The following is a 21111-nucleotide window of genomic DNA, read 5'->3' as shown; positions in this document are numbered from 1 at the left end:
GAGCTTACCCGTTCCAGCAGCCCACAATCGGAAGGTGCAATCGACGCGACAGAAACCCGCCTCCGCACTGTCAGAAATCCGCGCTCTCACGGCGCTCCCGCCAGCGCGACCTCCCCTCAGCGCCGGTGGGACTCCGCCGGTGCTTTCGCTCCCATCGCGGCGAGTCGCAGCCCGCCCACGATGATGATCGCGGCACCGAGCACGCAGACGATAACGCTGAGCTTCAGCGTTGCGCCTGTCGCGATCGACCATGCATCCCACGTCATCCAGCTGAACCCCAGCAGGGAATCGGAGCTGTAGGCGGCACGAAGCATCGCCCACAGTCCGATGAGGCCGACAAGAGGAGACCCGATGGCGAAGATGGATTCGCTGGCCTGGGCGAGTCGCGGACCGCCGACCCTGCGGAGCCACACGTGACCCCAGGAGACGAGGACAGCGAGGGCAACGATGCCGGGGAACGGGTATCTCCCCTGCATGCCGCTCACCTCACCCGTGTGCTGATAGTTCAGCCAACCCTGGATGGTGAGAACCGCAATCGTCAGGGGGACGAAGAGGACGAGGACGAGGAGCGGGATGCGATATTCGCGCGCGGCGGCGAGACCGCAGGCCGACATGATCAGCGCGATCAGGGTGAGGGCGATGATCAGGGCTGACGGCAGGGGCAGCTCGAGCCAGCCGAACTTCCCCCAGAACGATTCCATGAGATCCGTCCACGCCAACGCGAGGAAATCGGAGAACCTCGGTTCGACTCCCGCCCAGTCCGCCGCCTCATTCGGGAAACCGGAGGGCTGGAGCACCCCATAGAGGACGAGGTTGCGCACCCACCAGTAGCCCCCGACGAGCACGCCGAGGAGCCCGGCAGAGACCCCGTATTTTAGTTTCCGCGTCCACGGCAGCTCCCCTCGGCTGGCAAGGAAAGACAGGCCCGCCACCAGCCCGAAGCCGACAAAGGTTCCCTTGGTCCACAGTCCGAGGCCGAGGAGTGCGCCGACCATGATGACGTCGCGCCGCGTCGGTGTCGTCGTGAGGACTTTCGCGCAGGCCGCGATGAGGAGCGACCCCATGAGGATGTAGAGGGAATCGTTGGTCACGGCGGAACCGATGTGGGCAAGCTGGGGAACCGCGAGAATCGATGCTCCTGCAAGGAGCGACAGGCGCCGGTTGAGCCCGAGCCGTCGCGCCGTATAGATCGTGCACGGAACAACCCACATCACCATGAGGGCCGACAGGATGCTCAGCGCGAGCAGCTGACCGTCCCACTGCCAGCTATCTGCACCGAGCATGGTGAGGAAGCCGGCGGCGATCCCATAGTAGAGGGGCGGATGCTGAGTCATCTGATCGACTCCGACAGAGCCCTCCCCCGTGAACTGCGGTATCGAGCGCTGCGCTTCGGGGAGCGGATCAGTATCCGCGAGGTACTGGCCGGTGCCGACGATGAGGCCGCCGTTGAGACGATAGAAATGGCCCCAGCTGAGATCCGGCGCTCCCGCCGCGACGAGACCGCCCTCGATCGCGACTGTGAGGACCGCGGGATCGATGTCCGCTTCGCCGGGCTCCGGCCACCCGCCGCCTTCCATGACCCGCATGACCGAGTTGTAGTGCATCGGAGCATCCGGGGACCGGAAGGCCGGCGTGGCATAGGCCCAGGCGATGAGGAAGGCAAGATAGACGACGGTGAGGAGTGCCCCTGCACCGATCAACCGTTGCCTATCGCGCTGCCACCTCACGGGCGCCGCCTTTCAGTCGCTTCCACCGCTGGTCACAGTACCAGTTGGAGAGTGGCGCAACACGCTTCGCTCAGCCGAGAAGCGCAGGCCGCTTCCACTCCTCCCCGCGGACGTGGGTGTTGAGGAAAGCAAGGACTGTTTCGTACCAGATCGCCGAGTTTGAGGGCTTGAGGATCCAGTGGTTCTCATCCGGGTAGTAGAGGAACTTGTGTCCGTGCGCCTTCGAATCCCGCAGCAGAGCATGCCACAGGGCGTGGCTCTGCGAGACGGGGACACGGTAGTCCTTATCGCCGTGGATGACGAGCATCGGGACCTCGATCTGATCCGCTGACGCATGCGGGGAGTAGATGCTGGCCTGGGTCGGGTTCATCCATTCGTGCCACGTTCCGTTGTCCGTCGTGCGCCCCATCATGTCGATGTTCCACAGCGACGCATGGGTGACGATGCAGGAGAACCGGTCTCCCGTATGGCCTGCCATCCAGTTCGCCATGTATCCCCCGTAGGATCCGCCAAGGAGCGCAGTCCGCGTTCCGTCGATATCCTCCCTGGCTTCTGCCGCGTCGACCAGTGCGAGGATATCGGTGAAGGGCGCTCCGCCGAGCTCGTCGTTGCCACGATCGATCATGGCCTGCCCGTAGCCGGTCGAAATGGCGGGGTCAGGCATGAGAACCGCGTAGCCCTTCGCGACGAACGGCCCGGGATTCCACCGCCACGTCCAGTCGTTCCACGATCCCCAGGGGCCCCCGTGGACGAACACCGCCAATGGTGCGGGATCCGGTGAGTCCGGCAGAGCCAGCCAGGCTCGTATCGCGGTGCCGTCCTCGGCCGTCGCCGTCACCTCGGTGAGAGTGCCGACCTTGTCGATCTCCGGCGTGAGGCGCGGCAGGTACGTGACGTGGCCGGACGCGGGGTCGACCGTCACCGGTGTCGAAGGCTGATCGATCGCGGAGACCAGGCAGCAGATGGAGCCATCGCGCACGCCGATGTCGTGATAGGACAGGTTGTCATCAGTCAGGAGAGCATACGCCCCGCTCTCGACATCGACTCGATAGAGCGAGACGCGTCCGCGGCGATCAGCGCTCAGGATGATTGTCGACTCGTCGAGCCACACGGCCTCTCCTGGCCAGTCGTCGAACGAAGGGCTCACGGGACGCCGATCGTTCGTCTCGAGGTCGACGATCTCGAGGCTGGAGCGGAGCGGATGACCGTCACGGTTGCCGGTGCTGACATGGAGCAGTGCGCGATTGCCTGCCGGTGAGATGGTGCCCGCGCTGTAGGACGCGAGAGCATCGCCCTCCTCGCCCGATACTGCTGGCGCGATCGCTACGGGAGTCGCGTCTCCACCCGCCAGACGATAGGTGGAGCGCCACTGGGACGTGCCTCCAGTCATCTCCTCCATCGTCACGAGTATCGTCGCACCATCCTCGGAGACCTCGATGCCGCCGAGCTTCCCCTCCGGCAGGGCAATGGGAGTCAGCGTCATCTGCTCCTCTGATTCGAACTCGGGAAGCTCAGCCGAGTACAGCCTCGGGTAGGCAGGGCCGAGATCGTGGTCCCAGTAGCGCACCGGGAAGGCTTCGTGGAGAATCGCGGTGACGCCGCGGTCCCTGCGCTCCTTGCTGACGGCAGAGTTGTCGTCCTCCGTCTTTGCGGACTGGAGAGTCGGGGCGATGATGAACAGCTTCCCGCCCGCGCTCACGAGCGAGCTGATGCCGCCGGGCCGACGGAGGATGACACGTGCCTCGCCGTGCGGGGGAAGCATCCAGAGCGCCTGCTCCTCCTCGTTCTCGGCGCGATCGTCAGTCCTCTTCGAGGTGAAATAGATTTCTCCGCGTTCCCCGATCGCGGTCAGCGTGTCTCCCTTCAAGGCCCGTGTCAGTGTCCGAGGCTCGGCCCCCACCTCGACGAGACTGCCCGCGTAGGCATCGAGTTTCTTCGAGATCGTCGCAACCGTCGCGACCGTCCTGCCGTGCCGGGTCTGCATGCCCGTGATACGGGGAGTGGAGACGAAATCGTCGAGTGAGGAGAAGATATTGTGCTGTGTCATAGAACCGCTCATACCCTCATGCTATCGGCACGGCGATGCCCGATGCGATTCACTGCGCCAGGTCGGCCCGTGTCGAGAACCGTTGGCGCGCTTGAGACGGGAGGGGTGCGAATGACCATGATTCTCTCTCCCCCGCCTGTCCGCCCGCTATATTGACTGTGTGCCCGCCAAGATATCCCTGCCGACCAGGCAGCGGCTCCGTCCTCTCCTGCCAGACCTTCTGGCCGCTCTCATCATCGCCGCTGTCACAGCTCTGATCTGTCTGCCGGGGATAGCCCGCTTCGCCGGTGTCTCGCTGTATGACGAGATGACCCACGCCGACTACGCGTACAGGATCGCGTTCGAGAACCGTGTGCCCCGAGCCGTGGAGCCCCTCGCGGGCCCGATCCTGGAGGAATGGGCCTGCAGGCCCACGGAATGGAATCTTGACGATTCGCTCTGCCTCCTGGCCGAGGCCAGAGAGGCCGAACCGGGGCAGTTCCCCGCCGAGGGGACCAACTACAACGGTTTCCATCCGCCCCTCTACTATGCACTGACCGGCTGGGGCGCCCGGGCGATCACTGCCCTGACAGGGTCGAACATCTCGCTGTTCGTGGCGATGCGCATCATGTCGACCGTCTGGTTGAGCGCCGGTCTCATCGCCTTCTACGGCGTCCTGCGGCTGTGGGTGAAGCGGCGGCCCCTCAGCCTCGCGATCACACTCGCACTCGCGAGCACACCAGCCATCGCCTCGTTCGGCATGCAGGTCAATCCGGACGCGGCCGCGGTCCTTGCCGGCACGGCCGCCCTCTATCTCGCATGGCGCGTCGTCCACGGGAAGCCCTCCGTTCTCGCCGCCGCGATCCTGGCCTTCCTCGTCGCATCCACGAAACTCCTTGCCGTCGTCGCTATCTTCTCCGTGGTCACGGTCGCCCTGCTGCGCGCGATCATACGGATCCGCACAGACAGCCGAGACACGACCCTGCTGTGGGCGGGGCCCTTCGGTGGGGCACTGCTCGGCACGGGCCTGTCCTATGTCCTGTCTGAAATTCTGACCCGCATGGCGGGGCCGCCGACACAGGACAACCCCATCATCGGCCTGTCGACATCTGAGCTGACGGGACCGTTCACCCGCCCCCTCATCGACACACTGGCCATCAACGCCGATCTGGTGAGCGTGTACTGGCTCCCCCAGGAGCTGGACTCCGCGATCTGGCAGATGGCGGCACGCCTCACGGGGATGCTCCTCATAGCGGCCGTCGCCATTCTCCTCACCGTCCATCGTCCCCTCGAGGGCGAGTTCACCGTCGCTCTCTCCACGCTGGCGGGAGCGCTCTCCGTACCGATTGTGATCCAGATTCGACAGATCCTCATCAACAATGACTATTTCGCGGGGGTGGCGGCTCGTTACTCGATCACGATCATTCCTCTCGCGTTCGCCTGTATCGGCCTGCTTCTCGCCCAGCGCTCCTGGGGCCCGGCTGTCGCGTGGGCCGGCGCCGGGTTCACTGTGGTCGTTGCCGCGGCATCGACGGCGGGAGTGCTGCCATGACGATCGATCGTTCCGATACCGAACAGCCGCCGCTGTCGCGCTGGGGGACAGCCGCAGCCATTGCGGGCATCTTCCTCTACACGCTTGTGCTCTGCGTTCCGGCGGCATTCCGCTTCGACGGGGTGTCGCTCTATGACGAGATCACGCACTTCGACTACGCCTACAAGCTCACAGTCGAGAACTCCATTCCCCGGTCGGTCGAACCGCTCTCGGATGCGTCCCTCGAGGTGTGGGCCTGCCGGGACAGCGACTGGGTCGATGATTCTTCCGATTTGTGCGAGCGGACGGAGGACCGCCAGTCGACGCGCTACGAGTTCCCTGTCGATGGGGTGAACTACAACGGGTTCCATCCGGTCGGCTACTATGCCATCACCGGCTGGGGCGCGCAGGCACTCTCAGCGCTCGCGGGCCCCGTCGTCGAGATCTCCCTCTTCGGCGCGATGCGCATCATGTCCGGTCTGTGGCTGGCCGCCGGTATATCCGCCTTCTATCTCATCCTCAAGAGATGGTTGGGTGCTCCCGGCTTGGCCCTGAGCGCTTCCCTCCTCCTCGTCTCGCTCCCCGCCATCACGCTCTTCGGCTTCACGATCAGCCCGGACGCGGCGGCGCCCCTCGCGGGAGCGGCCGCTCTGGCGATCGTCCTTCGCATGGTCGAGGGGAGACCTGCCTTCCTCTTCAGCACGGTGCTGACGTTCCTCGTCGCAGGCACGAAGCTCCTCTCCATTGTCGCGATCCTGTCGGTCGTGAGCGTGGGTCTCCTCTACTCGCTCGCGCATGTCCGCAACGTCCGGGGCCCGGAGTTCCGCAGATGGTCCGGCCCGTTCGCCGGCGCCCTCCTCGGCACGGGGCTGTCATACGCGGCGGCTACCGCTCTCACCCGATCGGCGGGCTCCCCCGTCGTCGACAATCCCGCCGCCGGCCTGTCGACTCTCGAGCTGGGCGGCAGCCCTCTCAGGCCCGTTGTCGATTCCTTCGCAACCCACGCGGGTCTCGTCAACCCGTATTGGATGCCGGCAGAACTCAACTCCCCGGAGTGGGCGGTGTTCTCGCGCCTCATCGTGCTGCTCATCATCGCCAGCCCGTTCGTCCTCATGTGGACGTCCCCGGTGAAGAGCCGCGACTTCGTCCTCGGGCTCTCCCTCATCGCGGGCACCCTGACGGTTCCCATCCTCATCCAGGTCAGGGAGCTGCTGACACGCGGGGAGTACTTCGCGAATGTGGCGCCCCGCTACTCGATCTCTCTCGTTCCCCTCGCCATCGCCTGCATGGCGATCGTCGCGGCCCGCCGCTCGTGGGGTGCCCCGGCGATGTGGGTGCTTGCAGGTCTCGCGATGATCCTCGGGCTCGGCTCCATCAACGGGATCTTCACGGTCTAGCCGGCGCCGTGCCGCGGCACGTCAGACGCCCCTCCCATCATCGAGCAGGGACGGGAGACCACAGGCCGTCCAGGCCCCATCAGAGCCGCGCCGATGCCGCCCGGAGCCGTCTGGCGATCTTGGCCGCTGTGACACGCGGGCCGTCATGGCGGACGGAGGCGACGACCTGGCGAAGCGCCCGCTTCGCACGCACGGATCCGGGGCCGCTCTCGAGCCGATAGGGCTCCACCTCGGCCGCGAGCGGGGTGAACGGCTCGTCCCTCGTCACCGGAGGGAAGGTCGAATGGGCACGATGACCGTGCTGACCGACATGGACCCATGCCTCCCGAAGGATCGCCTCTGCTTCCTCTCCCTGGATCGCCGGGGACCGGGTGAGGAGCGCTTCCTGGCGCGCGGTCGATCCGATCCTGCTCCGCAGCCCGGCATCGTCCACGAGGGCAAGGATGTGTGCCTTCCACTCGTCGACGGTCTCCGCGAGGAAGCCCGTCTCACCGTTTCTGATGGCCTCGCGGAACGGCTGGGTGGGAGATGCGACGGTTGGTGTCTCGACGAGTGCCGCCTCCAGCCATTTGATCGCAGATTTCGCTTCGTTGAAGATCGATCCTCCGGTCAGCGGTGCGAGCGAGATGTCGACGTCTCGGAGATAGCCCGGGAGCTCGTACCAGGGCACGAGCGGCAGTCGAACGATCCGGTCCGCGAATGGGTCGAGTATCGCTGTCGGGACGACAAGCCCGCCGAGCCAGAGTTCGACGTCGGGGCGGGCGCTGAGCACCTCGGCGATGGCGGGCTCGATCGACGCCCAGTCGGCATCGTGCGTCTTCGTTCCCGAGAAGAAGCCGATCCGTATCTGCCCTTCCCGCCGTTCGCGCGAGAGCTCCCGTTCCGAGACCTTCGCGAGCAGCGCGGAGACGCCGTTGTGCAGCGTGTGGGACGGGATCCCGATGAGGCGTTCGGCCTCGTGGCTGACCGTGGCTGTGGAACCGATGAAGTAGTCGCAGTACTCGAGCGTCGTCCTGTACCGGTGGATGCCTTCCCGCCACAGGTCTCGCTCCTCGTCGCTGAGACTCGACAGGTTGTCGAGAAGCGGCTCGATCTCGGGGTCGAAGATGAGGTCATCGACATCCCCAAGGATCGGGATGGTCCGCTCTGCGGAGCGAATGGATTCCATGAGGGCGAGTATCTGCGGGGTGGCCGGCACCCGATAGAAGACAACCGCATCGGCCTCGAGAACGCGGCCGGGGAGAACGGGATCGCGGTAGAAATAGACCGATGTTCGGATTCCCCGCGTTGCGAGCGCCTCGGCTGGGAGATGTGCGCGGTAGCGCGCGGGGGCGCCCTGGATGCCGATGACGTAGACGACGTCACGGATGAGCTGTCCGATCGCTTCTCCCGTCGTACCGAGGCTCGCGTCTCGGCCCGCGACGAGAGACCGATAGTAGCCCTCCAGCTCCGCCATCTGATCGTCCGGAGTGACGGTTTCGGACACCGATCCCCTCCCCATGAGCGCGGCGGCCCTCCGCTCGTCCGAGAGCTCCTCGATCGCGGCCCTCAGCTGGTCGACGGAGCCCGCGCCGATGACTCGACCATTGAACCCGTCCCGGACAGCCTCCGAGGGGCCCGGAGTATTCGAGGTCACGACGGCAAGTCCCGCACTCAATGCCTCTCTCGTCAGTATCGAGTGCGATTCCCGCGCGAGGGACGGGAGCAGGAGGACATCGTGATCGGCAAGGATCGAATCGAGCTCAGTCGGATCGAACGCTGGATGGCAGTGCACCCATCTCGGAGCATCGTCGAGACGGGCCCCATAGATGTCGAGGCTGGTGCCCGGCTCCACGGTAGCGGTTCTCGCCGCATCGCGCAGGACATCGAACCCCTTCAGGCGATCATCGCCGCCAGCATAGAGGAAGCGCACCGCCCCGGAGCGATTCTTGGAGCGCACCGGGCTCAGCTCGACACCGTTCTCGTTGACTCGCACGAGCCGGGAGGGCACACCGTTGGCGATGACAGCCTGCCCCATGGCGGCGGATGGAACGAGGATCAGGTCCGCCTGTGCCAGGCGCTTGGCCAGCCACGCGTTTCTCTTCGACAACCATGCTTCGTTGATGGCGCAAGGGCACTCTCCACAGTCGCGGACGATGGAGCAGGGCTCGAAGTCCTGGTTGACGAGGAACTGCCGCGAGCAGATCCACCAGAAGTCGTGCATCGTCACGACGATCGAGGCGCCGGCCTTCCGTGCCGCATCGAGCAGACCGCCGCCGAGAGTCTGTATCGAGTGGAAGTGGACGACGTCTGGCCGGACCTTGGCGAGATAGGCGGAGAAGGCGCGCGCCACCTCGGGATTGTCGAAGTTCTTCGTGTCGGCCCAGCTGAGAAAGGGGGAGATGCCGATCCAATGGACCGGTATGCCGTTCTCGATCGTGTCCTTCTCTTCGAGGGGGCCCAGCGAATTGAGGTCTCCCGCGAACACGTACGAATCATGACCCCCCTCCGCCATCATCGTGGCGCAGCGCTGTGGCATGAGGGTTCCACCGGACACGAAATCGGGTGGGAAATGGGCTGATACCTGCACAATCCGCATGTCGTCACACTACCAACAATCATGGTCCGCCCGTGTGCCACTATGATGTCGGCATGACTGAGAATGCTGCCTCCTGGCTCGATTCCCTGGCCGCGCGCGATGAAGAGTTCCGTGCCTCCATCGCCCCCGTCTCCGCCGATCACGTCGGTGATCTGTCGGTGGCGGAGCTGCAGGCTCGGCTGATAGCGGCCGCGGAGGGCAACTCCCTGCGCGACGCCATCATCCGGAGCCAGTCCGCGAGGATCACCGACCTGTCGGCGAAGCTCGCGCAGGCACGCTCGACGCCGAACCCGGCAAGCGCGATTTCGTCTTCCCTCACTCCCCTGCGGCGCGTCGCCCGGATCGGTGCCGCCGCTGCACGGCGCGGCCGACGGGTCCTCCGCCGGGTCGTCGACCGGGTGGCGAGTTGAGACGCGTCATCGCGCTGTGCCGCACGGTCTCGGACGTCGAGGCGCTCACATGCGCATGGGAGGCTCAACGGTCGCAGTCGTGGGAGCTCTCCGTCATCCTGCCCCGCGAGAACGGCCCCGATGCGGAGGCTCGTCGACGTGCCGCGAGTGCATCGTCGATCACGGCTACGGATTCTCCCATTGAGAGCGCCCTTCGCCTGGCTGCCGAGTCTGAGATCGCGTGGATCCTCCGAGACGGCCGCACGCCGGAGGCCGGTTCGCTCGCGGTGATCGACCACTGGTTCGAGCACAGGGATGTTGAGCTCGCCTATGGCGACTCGATGGTCGACGGTGTGGGCGTGCGGACACGTCCGCGCTATGGTCGTATCCGGGCCCTTTCCACGGGGGATCTGGGTGACTCGTGTGTTCTCCGTGGTTCTGCGGTCCAGCGCATGCTCGATTCCCGCTCCTCCGCGCCGCGCTCGTGGCACGAGGCGCTCATGGCCGCGGTCGATGCCGCCACTGCTGTCGAACACATCCCGGTTGTCCTCGACGCAGGCCGGGCCCACCCGCCCCTGACTGCGCGGGCGCTGGCGGCCCTCATCAACCCCACCCATCCTGGCGGGATGCTGTCGGCCGATGGTCGGCATGTCATCCCGCGCGAGACGCTGACCGATGAGTCGATCAGCATCATCATCCCGTCCATCGGCTCCCCGGCAGACTTCGAGGGTGTTGAGCAGCCCGCGCTTGTCGCCTGCCTGGAATCGATCCTTGCCCGGGGCACGTCGCTGATCGAGCAGATCGTCATCGTCGCTGGGGAGCGCATGCCGCCAGCCGTTGTCGAAGCGGCCCGTCAGCTCGCCGGGCCCCTCCTGACCGTCGTCCACATCGAGGGCGTATTCAACTTCTCCGCGTCGTGCAATCTCGGCGCGGCCCAGTCCACCGCCTCGCATCTGCTCTTCCTCAACGACGACGTTGAGGCTGTAACGGACGGTTGGCTCGAGGCGATGGCCGGGCTCGCAGTACGCCCGGGTGTCGGTGCGGTCGGTGCGCGGCTTCTCTTCCCTGACGGAAGGCTGCAGCATTGCGGTATCACCGTCCGGCCGGATACGTGCGAACCCAACCATCTCTACTATGGTCTCGCTCCGCGGGACGTCAGCGACCCGTCTGCCCGGGAATGCTCCGAGTTCCTCGCGGTGACGGGGGCATGCCTCCTCGTCTCGCGCGCCGACTTCGAGTCTGTGGGCGGCTTCTCGCTTGGCCTGCCCGTCAACTATAACGACGTCGACCTGTGCCTCAAGCTGAAGGCTGCTGGCAAGTCCTCGGTGTCCTGCAATCCCGTGACTCTCATCCACCGCGAGTCGACGAGCCGAATACCGACCATCGCCCCCGAGGAGCAGCGGGCCATGGAGATGTGGCGGGGCGTGGTCCAGGACGATCCCTACTGGTACGCCTGGTCCTGATCAGCGTCCCCGATATCGCAGGACACGCCGGACCGTGTGCCGGATGCCGGAGGAGCGCACTGATTCCTTCGTCTTGGAGAGGAGTGAGCGGAGCGTTCTCCTCGGTGCGGCGACGGCTTCGGGCGCCGGGCTGCGGTCGAGACGATCCGCTGCGAAAGACGGCTCCCGACAGTATTCGACGAGGGGCGCCAGCGTCTTGTCCCAGGAGAAGTGCTCGGCCGCGTCGAGGACCCTGTCGCTGAACGGTGCAGGGTCCGCCAGGACGTCGAGGATGGCGTGAGCCATCGCTTCTTCGTCCTCGACGGGAACGACTCGGCCGAGGTCTCGTTCCTCCACGAGGCCACCGAAGAAGTCACCCTCGGAGGTGACGATCGGCAGTCCCGTCCAGAGATAGTCGAGGACGCGGGTGCGGAAGCTGAAATGGGTCTCGATATCGGCGAAATGTGCGGTTATGCCCAGGTCGGCATCGAGGAGATAGTTGTGCCGATCCGAGTATTCGACCCAGTCTTCGAGGAAGAACACATGCCGGTCGGCAAGCCCGAGCTCGGCGGCCCTCCTGCGCGCCTCTACCGCCATCGCCATCTGCGGCACGTCCGGGTTGGGATGCTTCGCGCCGAGGAAGACGAGCCGGATCGAGGGATCGGTCTGGGATGCTCGGCCGACGGCGCCGATGACAGTGAGAGGGTCGAACCAGTTGTAGATGCCGCCGCCCCAGATGATGACCTTGTCGTCGGGGGCGATCCCGGGAATGTTGCCCTTGATGCCGTGCCTGTCCTGGCTGGGCCGGGGGCCCGCGATGCCGAAGGGCGCGACATCGATGAGGTTGCGGAGAGACCCATCGGAATCGTAGGTTCGCGGGTTGACCCGCCCGAGGGCGGCGAGGTGCCCGATCCACAGATTGCGCTGCGCCTCGCTCGCGCAGAGGAAGAAGTCGCCCATGCGGATCTGCGCGGACAGCTCCGTCACTGAATGGTGGAGCGCATAGTCCCTGTCCGGCATCGGGCGATGCTTCTCCACGCCGAGGGACTCGAGATGGAAGGGGTCGTAGAGGTCGATGACGAGGCGGAAGTCCCGCTCCCCCAGCCAGGGGAAGGTCTGGGCGAGATATCCCTGGATGATGACGACGTCGGGCTGTGCGAGATCCCGCTCGAAGTCGGCCACTCGGGTCGCTTTCAGCGTGAATGCGTCCGATGGTCTGTCGGCGGATGCGAAGGTGAGGACGGTGACCTCGTGCTCGCGCGCAAGCAGCCCCGCCATCTCCCACACGCGGATCGCCGGTCCTGCCATCTTCGCCGAGAACGTATCGAGCGTGACGATGGAGATCTTCATCGTGCGCCTCCCGGTGTCGACCAGCGTCCGTCGAGGATGACGTAACCGCCCGATTCGAACGGAGTGCCCCTCTTGACCCCGATCCCGGCCGCTTCGCGAACATAGTCGTAGACGTGTTCGGTTGTCGTATTCACGATCGAGCCGTGGAAGATGAATTGGCCGGGCTGCAGGTTGAGCCGCGGGATCGTCAGGTCGATCGCGCCGGTGCCCTCGATGTGGTCGACGTGGTATTCGAGGTCTCGGGTGTTGTTGCCCCACAGGTAGGTGCCGTCGATCGATTCCATGCTGAACCCGAACACGGGCTTCTCGATTCGGTTCTTGGCCGAGTAGTGGAGCCTCAGCGTGATCCGGTCTCCCGTTGCGACGAGATAGTCGGCAGGCTGCCCCTCGGCATCGAGCACCTCGACGCGTTCGACCGTGGCTTCGCCCGATCCCCACCGGACCTTCCCGTCGCTGTCGATCCGGACGCCGGTCTTGGTCGAGTCGCCGTAGCGCTCGATGACGGTCCGGGCAGGTCCCACCTCGACGAGCCTGCCGTTCTCGAGCCACGCGGCCTGGTCCGCCATCGCCCGCAGCTGGGGCACGGAATGGGACACGACGACGACTGTCTTCCCGTCGTTGCGCAGGTCCGCGAACTTCTTCGAACACTTGTCCTGGAAGGACGCGTCGCCTACCGCGAGGATCTCGTCGACGAGGAGGATATCGGGCTCCGTGTGGATTGCGACCGAGAAGCCGAGACGGACGTACATGCCGGACGAATAGTTCTTGACGGGCTGGTCGATGAACTCCTCCACGCCGGAGAAGGCGACGATCTCGTCGAAGCGACTATCCAGCTCCTGATGCGTCATGCCGAGGATCGAGCCGTTGAGGTAGATGTTCTCGCGGCCGGAGAGTTCGGGGTGGAAGCCGGAGCCGACCTCCAGCATCGCCGCCATGCGACCATGCGTCGTGATCGAACCGGTGTTGGGCACGAGGATCTTCGCCATGCACTTGAGGAGGGTCGACTTGCCCGATCCGTTATCCCCGACCAGGGCGAAGGTCGATCCCTGGGGGATCTCGAAACTCACGTCGTTCAGAGCGGGGAAGTCCTCCGAGACGGAGCGCCGCCTGCGCAGGAGTGCGGACTTGAGGGTCCTGTTGAGCTCCTTGTATATTTTGAAGCTCTTCGAGACATGGTCGACTGTCACTGCTGTCTCAGTCATCACAGCACCTCCGCAAGGTGGTCCTGGTGGCGGTCGAAGATCTTCCACCCGATGAAGAAGACGGCGATGGAGCCGGCGGCCACGAGACCGAAGGTCGACCAGTCTGGCCAGCGTGCGTCATAGAGCAGATTCCTGAAGATCTCGGCGAAGTGGATGAACGGGTTGAGCTGGTAGAGGTTGTCGATCGTGATGCCGAAGGCGATCGGCCCGAAGCTCTCCGACTGCTCCTTCACCAGCTCGGCAGGGTAGACGATCGGGCTGGCATAGAACCAGAGCTGGAAGAGGATCCCGGAGAAATGCTGGACGTCCCGGAAGTAGACGTTGGCGACGGCGAAGATCATCCCGAGCCCCGTCGCGAAGAGGGCAAGGAGAACCATGGTCACGGCGACGAGAGGGATGTAGATGAGGACGTTGCTGCCGAGCACCAGGACCGCGACGACGAGGATGAGCATCTCCCAGAGATGCTGATAGAGCGCGGAGAGCGTGTTGGCGAAGATCAGGGTGGAACGGGGGAAATACACCTTCTTGATGAGGTTCTCGTTCCCGACGATCGTCCCCATCGAGCCGTTGACGATGCCGGAGAAGAACGTCCAGGGCAGGAGTGCGCACATGAGCCACAGCACGAAGAGGTCGAGGCCCGACGGGTCGCCGGGGGCGGGCTGCACGCGAATGACAATCGCGAAGACGAAAGAGTAGACGACCATGAGGGCCAGCGGATTCGCCAACGACCACAGCTGGCCGAGAGCAGTCCTCTTGTACTTGCCCTTGATCTCCCTCATCGTCAGATTGTGGAGGAGCTCGCGCGACCCCTTGAGGTCGGAGAATACTGACAAGGTGTCTCCCCTATCGTCCATTCGCCCGGGTGCCCGGACTTCGCCTAGTCTAGCGATCCGGGGCACCCGGGCGCCTCCACCCCGGCCCGGCATGGCGTAATTCCCGTCACTCGGGCTGATGCGATAGCGGGAGCGGGACTACTTCGAGAGGTCTCGGACGACTCCCAGGCCGTCTCGGCCATCGCGGTCCCAGTCCCCGACGACAACCCTGTCAGAGACCTTCCCATAGTTGAACTGCTTATCGGCCACGCCTGACGAGTTCGTGTAGTTCATGTAATACGTGTTTCCTCGACGCACCGTGATGGTCTCGACGGCATTGGATGACCAGGACCCCACATAGACCTCGTCGCCGCGGCGCCCGTAGTTGATCTCCCGATCGGCGTTTCCGGAGGTCACCATCCACTTCAGATAGAAGGTGTTTCCGCGCCGGACCGCGATCTCGTCCATGCCGTCCCCGTCCCAGTCGAAGACGAACACTTCATCGCCGGCGCGCCCGAAGTTGATCGACGAGGTGGGGCGGTTGGTCGACGGATCTTCATAGATGTCGAAGCGGTTGCCCGAGCGGAGGATGATCGCCTCCTTCCCGGACCCGCGAATATCACCGGTGTAGACCTCCTGGCCGGCCGTCCCTAACGTGTAGGTGCGGGTCGACGTCGGCGAGCCCGGCCCCTCCGCCAGGATGAAGGTGTTTCCGCGGCGAATGAAGGGCAGGTCGCCGTTGCCGAGAATGTTGCCGACATAGAGTTCGTCGCCCGTCTTGCCGAAATACTGGATGCTGTTGGCGACGGGGCCGAAATCGTTCGTCTTGTAGATCGCGAGGTCATTGTCCCCGCGAACAGGCTCGCCGGCGCTGTCGATCTTCGCGGCGACAGAGCGGCGCAGCGATGGCAGGAGCGGATAGATGTTGCCGGGACACACGGTCGAGGAGACATCACGATGTCCCAGGACGGCGGGCACCGTCGAGTATCTGCCGAGATTGGAGTTGTAGAACGTCCACGTTCCCTCCGGGTCGAGGCCTGCCGCAGAGAACTGCCACGCGATGATGTCTTCGATGGCGGTGATGGAGGAGGCGGAGGGCTGGACCGAACCCGTGTATGTTCCCATGACGGAGATGCCGACGGAACCGGTGTTGGCAGGCGCGGCGTGGCCGCCGACGACCATCTTCCCCTTCGCGGACGCCAGCGTGCCGTAGCGGCCTTCATAGATCGTGCCGAACCTGTCGACGAGGAAGTTGTAGCCGATATCGTCCCAGCCGCGTCCCCAGCTGTACGTGTGATAGTCGTGGATGCTTCGCACCACGGATGGCGCCTGGCTCGCCGTATAGGTGTTGCTCCCGGCAGTGTGGTGGATCACGGCGCTGCCGAGATTCGCATAGGAGGGCTTCCATGCCGGGGGGACACGTGTTTCCCCCCATCCTGCACGGGCGATGACGCGCGGGGCGTCCACGGCGGCGAGCGCCTGGACATCAGCCTGGGTGAGCGGCTCTGCCGCACCTGCGCCGCCTGTCTCCAGGAGCGGCTCTGATGCTGGCTCGTCAGCGTTGATCGCACGTGCGGATTCGGTTCCCGGCATCGGCACCGTTGAGGCTTCGCTCGGCGCTTCTTCACGGACATTGTCCGCCCCGTGACCATCGAGGAGGGCAAGATCGAGATCCTCCGGGATGGCATCGCCCGAGATGCGGACCTGGATGCCTTCGGCTCCGCCGGCGATGAACGGCTCCGTGCCGTCTCTGCCGCCCTCTCCCGTCTCGATCTCGAGCGCGTACCACGCGCCCCATTGACCATGCTCGAGGACCCGGATGTCGACCGCTGTCGGCGCAGGACCCTCCCATGTCACCCCGGCGACGAAGAACTCATCCGTCTCCAGAGGTGCGGTGAGGAGGCTGTAGCCCCCTGTGCTTCGCTGGGATTGCGGCGCGAGGAGCGAGGCATCGGCTCGGGGTTCCGCGACGTCAAGAAGGTTGATCAAGACGGAGCCGTCCGGCGAATCGGCGATCGCGACCGTCGGTGACAACGTGATGAGGGCGCCAAGAACCGCTGCGCGGATTTTCATGTGATTCTCCCGTATGAGCCTGCCACTACATAACGAATGTATCTCACTGTGACAGGTGGGGACGGTGTGAAGATCGAGCTATTCGACAGCGCGAAACAGAAGTCGACCTACGATCATTCACGTCGACCAAAGACACAGAAATCTGTGTTCAAGTTAACAGTGCTCACCCGTGAGCAGTGGCGATGCCGGAATCGTAGCCGTCAGGGTTGGCGCACTGCCACCGCCACGTGTCTGCGCACATCTCCTCGACGCTGCGCTCTGCCGACCATCCGAGCTCGCTGCGCGCCCGAGCCGTATCCGCCCACACGGCCGGCAGGTCACCCGCTCTGCGGGGACCGACCACGTAGGGCACCGGCCGTCCCGATGCCTGCTCGAACGCGTGGATGAGCTCGAGGACGGAGACGGGAGTTCCCCGACCCAAATTCCAAGCCCGTACGTCGATACTTCCCTCGGCGATCTTCTCGAGGGCTGCGACATGACCATCGGCAAGGTCGAGAACGTGGAGGTAGTCGCGCAGGCACGTACCGTCCGGCGTGGGATAGTCGCCCCCGAACACGGTCAGCCTCTCCCGCTTTCCGGCGGCGACCTGCGCGATATAGGGCATGAGGTTGCTCGGCTCCCCAGCGGGCGACTCGCCCAGGAGTCCCGAGGGGTGAGCACCGACAGGATTGAAATACCGCAGAACAGCGACCCGCAGATCGGATGCTCGAGCGACATCGGTGAGGATCTGCTCGATCATCACCTTCGTACGCCCATACGGGGTGCCCGACGAGAGGTGGTCCTGCTCCTCCGTCGACGGTGCGGCGCCGTCACCATAGACCGTGGCGGAGGAGGAGAAGATCATCGTGCGGCAGCCGACATCGAGCATGGCACCGACGACTGATAGAGCCGATTGCAGGTTGTTCCTGTAGTACGAGAATGGATCGTCGACCGATTCGCTGACTGCCTTGAGTGCGGCGAAGTGGATGACAGCATCCGGCCGGGCCTCGTCGAAGAGCGCACGGGTTGCCGCCTCATCGACGAGATCGAGCTGGTAAGCAGTGATTCGACGGCCCGTCACCCGCTCGATCCGCGGCAGGACCGCGGGTGTCGAGTTCACGTAGCTGTCGACGATGATGGGATCGTGGCCCGCGCGCACCAGCTGGACAGCGGTGTGCGAGCCGATATATCCGGCACCGCCGGTAATAAGCACGCGCATTGTCACTTCTCTCTCAGCTATGGGCTAGTTTCGGCAGTCATCGATCCGCCAGAGCTCCCGCGGACCATCCTTCACCACAAGCTCCCCGTGCGGCGCCATGAGGTCTGAACGGAAATGCGAGCCGGCGAACCGTGTATTGGTGGCCTTCTCAAGATAGACCCACCGAATCGTGTTGTCTTCGAGGAACAGGCACGCGGTCTCCCCGAGCGGTTGAGTATCCCGCAGGCCCCACGCGGCCTCCCTCCCCGGCCCCGGCAGCGAATCGAGCGTGGTGATGGCGGGGACTGCCCGGACATTCACCATTGCCGGAAGGAAGACACCCCCAGAGGCGGAGTCTGTCATGACGCCGTCGGTGCCGACGAGCTCGGCCGCACTCTCCCAGAAGCGGCTGTCATCCGCGGTCCACGCCGGACCGCCGACAAAGTGGGGAGAGGTCTCGCTCGGATGATAGTTTCCGGCCACGATGATGTCGCTCCGGACCTGGGATCGATCGATCCACGTGATCGAGAGTGCCAGCGCGACGATGAGAAGACTGACTCCCATGCGAACAGTGTCCCGGTCGCCGCGGACTCGCGGGGCGATCTTCTCCGCCAACCATCCGACGCCCAGGGCCGCCGCCAGAAGGGTGAAGAGCGTGAGAACGCCGAGTATCCGCTCCGGATCGCCGTACCAGAGAGCGCCCGTCACGTGCGCCACACGCAGGTTGGTCGGCGTCAGCAGAAGCGTGGCAAGAAGCATGGAGGCTGCCACGAAGAGGGGGCGGGAGGGCCGGTAGATGACCATGAGTGCTGTTCCCGCGATGAGGAGCGGAATCATGCCGATCGCCGGCGCTATCCCGAAAGGTTCGTTGACGCTGACGTGCGAGAACGTGAGCAGGGATTGGACAAGCTCGGGCGCGGGGGTCTGGGGGCGGGCGAACGTCCCCATCCGCAGGATCGTCTCGGACCTGTCCAGCACAACGTAAGCCCCGGCCGCACCGAAAGCGAGAACGATGGCCAACGGAAGCGGCATCCGCGCCTCCGCGCGGTCTTCCCGGCGAACAGCCGCCAGCGCTCGTTCTCCGATCTCGAGCATCGCCGCACCGAGGGCCACGAGCGCGAAGACCGCGATGCCGCTCGGATGAGCTCCGACAGACCCGGCCAGCCCCACGCAGAACGCAAGCAGTCCCGGAATCGACCGCGTCCGGGCACTGAACATGAGAAGTGCGAGCAGGCCCGGGGTGAGCGCGAGGGACAGGCCGAACGGCCATTGCCCCTGGCGGAACAACGGGATCAAGGGGAAGGATATGGCGACCAGGGATAGCAGAGGGGCGGCTGCCCACGCCCCCGGAAAGGACGGGAAGGCAACACGTGCCAGGCCAGTAAGCCCAATCACCCACACGAGACAGCACACGACCGCCAGCAGGTTGCCGGCGACGACTCCGTGGGCGACGGGGATGGTCGCGGCGACTGCGTGGAACGTCGACGGGTAGAAGGACGACGTTCCGGCAGATCCGAGCATCCATCCCTGGAGTTCCAGTGGGTTGGCGTTGCCCCAGCCGTTGAGGATGCCTGCGATCGCGTTGTAGTGGAAGACCGAATCCCGCCGCTGAAGGGGCACGTCCAGCGCGCCCATGCCCTCAAGGACCTGGTGGACGGTAATGATGCAGGCGAGAGCCGCCGCGCCAAGGGCGATGCCGATGAAGAGCCGAGAAGGCTCCCTCCTGTCCGGCGCCAGACGCGGCGACAGCAACCAGAGGAGAACGCCGACAGCGGACAGCACGCCGGCCGCGATCCACGCTGTCGTCGCCCAGTCCTGTCCCGTCGTGAGAGAGCCCGGCAGGATGACTGACAGGGCCGCGAGGACTCCTGCAAGGATGGCGGGGGCGGCGGACAGTGCGACGACGGGCGGGATGCGCAGTCCCCTGAGGATCAGGTAGCCGGGAAGGGAGAGGCCGGCCAGTGTCGCGAGGACGAGCAGCATCGCGGGAAGAACCACGGTTCAGCGACCGATGGAATCACCAATGACGACCCTGGCCACACCAGTCCACAGCGCCGGATCGGTGATGCGGCGGCCGTCAGCGAGAAGCCGGATACCGGGAATGTCGGAGGCTGCCAGCGACGCATACTCGGGATGATCGGCCTGGACGATCGCCACATCGGCCGGATCTCCGAGGGAGTAAGCCGCCCAACCGAACGCCGCGAGCTCCTCGGTCGAGTACATGGGATCGTGGACCAGGACTGTCGCGCCGCGTCTCGTCAGCTCGTCAACTGTCGAGAAGACTCCGGAGAAGGCTGTCTCCTTGACCTTTCCGCGGTAGGACGCGCCGAGAACGACGACCGTCAGCCCTTCGAGGCTGCCCATGAGCTCTTCGACACGGCCGACGACATAGCCCGGCATCTGCGCATTGAAGGACCGTGCGGTGCGCACGATCGAGGCATGAGGATCTGTTGACAGGTAGAGCCTCGGGTAGACGGGAATGCAGTGACCACCGACGGCGATACCTGGGCGGTGGATGTGCGAGTAGGGCTGGGAGTTGCAGGCATCGATGACACGCTGCACGTCGATCCCCACCTTGTCCGCGTAGACCGCGAACTGGTTGGCGAGACCGATGTTGACATCGCGGTAGGTGGTTTCGGCAAGCTTCGCCATTTCTGCCGCCTCAGCGTTGCCCATATCCCACACGCCGTTCGGCTGGTCAAGATCCGGCCGCTCATCGAACGACAGCACGGCCGAGTAGAACTCGATCGCCTTCGCGGTCCCTGCCTCGCTCAACCCGCCGACAAGCTTCGGGTAGCGGCGCAGGTCCTCGAAGACGCGACCTGTGAGGACGCGCTCGGGAGAGAAGACGAGATGGAAATCGGCGCCTTCCGTCAGCCCGGAGATCTCCTCGATCATCGGCTTCCAGCGGCCACGCGTCGTGCCGACCGGCAGGGTCGTCTCGTACGAGACGAGCGTGCCCGGCGTGAGGTGCTCAGCGAGAGAACGAGTCGCGGCATCCATCCAGCCGAAGTCGGGCTCCCACGTCTCGTCGTTGACGAAAAGCGGGACGACAAGGACAACAGCATCGGCGCCGGGGATCGCATCCGCATAGTCCGTGGTCGCGCGCAGGCGGCCGGCCGGAACGAGGGCAGTGAGCTTCTCCTGGAGGAATGCCTCCCCGGGGAACGGCTCGATCCCTTCGTTGATGAGGCGGACGGTCTCGTCGTTTACATCGACGCCGATGACCTCGTGGCCAGCATCAGCAAACTGGACGGCCAGCGGCAGACCAATCTTACCCATAGCAACGACTGCAATACGCATGGTTCTCCTTCGGTGATCTCGCCTAAATCATACGGTAGATATGAAATGTTGCACCGACGAAAGGCAAGACCCGGGACCGGTGTCACACCCCGGCGGCGACGCCG

Annotated in this window: 14 protein-coding genes; 4 read left to right on the top strand and 10 right to left on the bottom strand. The window is 64.9% G+C overall.

Annotated features, from left to right (window positions below; translation table 11 throughout):
* Positions 1–116: 116 nt before the first annotated feature.
* Together H2O75_RS02605 and H2O75_RS02600 are read right to left on the bottom strand one after the other, a co-directional pair.
* Entirely contained in the window at positions 117–1727 is a 1611-nt protein-coding gene (locus H2O75_RS02605; protein WP_182173262.1) for a DUF2142 domain-containing protein, read from the bottom strand.
* Positions 1728–1797: 70 nt separating this feature from the next.
* Positions 1798–3774, bottom strand: coding sequence for an alpha/beta hydrolase family protein (locus H2O75_RS02600; RefSeq protein WP_182173259.1), 1977 nt, complete (start codon positions 3772–3774; stop codon positions 1798–1800).
* Positions 3775–3934: 160 nt separating this feature from the next.
* Here H2O75_RS02600 and H2O75_RS02595 point away from each other — a divergent pair, with 160 nt between their 5' ends.
* Together H2O75_RS02595 and H2O75_RS02590 are read left to right on the top strand one after the other, a co-directional pair.
* The gene (locus H2O75_RS02595; RefSeq protein WP_182173256.1) at positions 3935–5305 is read left to right on the top strand and encodes a glycosyltransferase family protein; all 1371 of its coding nucleotides are present in this window, start codon (positions 3935–3937) and stop codon (positions 5303–5305) included.
* Positions 5302–6681 (top strand): hypothetical protein, encoded by a 1380-nt coding sequence (locus tag H2O75_RS02590; RefSeq protein WP_182173253.1) that lies wholly within the window; start codon positions 5302–5304, stop codon positions 6679–6681. Before H2O75_RS02595 ends, H2O75_RS02590 begins: the two co-directional genes overlap by 4 nt.
* Positions 6682–6760: 79 nt before the next feature.
* Here H2O75_RS02590 and H2O75_RS02585 read toward each other — a convergent pair whose 3' ends face one another.
* Complete coding sequence (locus H2O75_RS02585; RefSeq protein WP_182173250.1) at positions 6761–9259, bottom strand: glycosyltransferase; 2499 nt, start codon at positions 9257–9259, stop codon at positions 6761–6763.
* A gap of 53 nt (positions 9260–9312) precedes the next feature.
* Here H2O75_RS02585 and H2O75_RS02580 point away from each other — a divergent pair, with 53 nt between their 5' ends.
* Both H2O75_RS02580 and H2O75_RS02575 read left to right on the top strand, forming a co-directional pair.
* Positions 9313–9669, top strand: a complete 357-nt coding sequence (locus H2O75_RS02580; protein ID WP_182173247.1) for a hypothetical protein — start codon at positions 9313–9315, stop codon at positions 9667–9669.
* On the top strand, positions 9666–11111 hold the full coding sequence (locus tag H2O75_RS02575) for a glycosyltransferase (protein ID WP_182173244.1): 1446 nt from the start codon (positions 9666–9668) through the stop codon (positions 11109–11111). Before H2O75_RS02580 ends, H2O75_RS02575 begins: the two co-directional genes overlap by 4 nt.
* Here the strand turns inward: H2O75_RS02575 and H2O75_RS02570 are convergent, their stop codons facing one another.
* From H2O75_RS02570 to H2O75_RS02540, 7 genes are all read right to left on the bottom strand, one after another.
* On the bottom strand, positions 11112–12440 hold the full coding sequence (locus tag H2O75_RS02570) for a glycosyltransferase family 4 protein (RefSeq protein WP_182173241.1): 1329 nt from the start codon (positions 12438–12440) through the stop codon (positions 11112–11114). It lies immediately after the preceding gene.
* Positions 12437–13642 (bottom strand): ABC transporter ATP-binding protein, encoded by a 1206-nt coding sequence (locus H2O75_RS02565; protein ID WP_182173238.1) that lies wholly within the window; start codon positions 13640–13642, stop codon positions 12437–12439. The genes H2O75_RS02570 and H2O75_RS02565 overlap by 4 nt, the downstream gene beginning before the upstream one ends.
* Positions 13642–14475: an ABC transporter permease gene (locus tag H2O75_RS02560; RefSeq protein ID WP_240161836.1), complete on the bottom strand. Its 834-nt coding sequence runs from the start codon at positions 14473–14475 to the stop codon at positions 13642–13644. The genes H2O75_RS02565 and H2O75_RS02560 overlap by 1 nt, the downstream gene beginning before the upstream one ends.
* A 138-nt stretch (positions 14476–14613) precedes the next feature.
* Positions 14614–16527 carry an N-acetylmuramoyl-L-alanine amidase gene (locus H2O75_RS02555; RefSeq protein ID WP_182173232.1) on the bottom strand — a complete coding sequence of 638 codons (1914 nt, stop codon included), beginning with the start codon at positions 16525–16527 and terminating at the stop codon, positions 14614–14616.
* 163 nt (positions 16528–16690) lie between these two features.
* Positions 16691–17725 (bottom strand): UDP-glucose 4-epimerase GalE, encoded by a 1035-nt coding sequence (galE, locus tag H2O75_RS02550; protein WP_182173229.1) that lies wholly within the window; start codon positions 17723–17725, stop codon positions 16691–16693.
* Between the two features lie 24 nt (positions 17726–17749).
* Entirely contained in the window at positions 17750–19702 is a 1953-nt protein-coding gene (locus H2O75_RS02545) for a DUF6541 family protein (RefSeq protein ID WP_182173226.1), read from the bottom strand.
* A 3-nt stretch (positions 19703–19705) separates the two neighbouring features.
* Positions 19706–21007, bottom strand: a complete 1302-nt coding sequence (locus H2O75_RS02540) for a nucleotide sugar dehydrogenase (RefSeq protein ID WP_182173223.1) — start codon at positions 21005–21007, stop codon at positions 19706–19708.
* Positions 21008–21111: the final 104 nt, after the last annotated feature.

This window comes from Flaviflexus equikiangi (assembly GCF_014069875.1).
Classification (GTDB): Bacteria; Actinomycetota; Actinomycetes; order Actinomycetales; family Actinomycetaceae; genus Flaviflexus; species Flaviflexus equikiangi.
The sequence above is the reverse complement of the archived record's forward strand: the minus strand, read 5'-3'. Positions and strand labels throughout refer to the sequence as shown.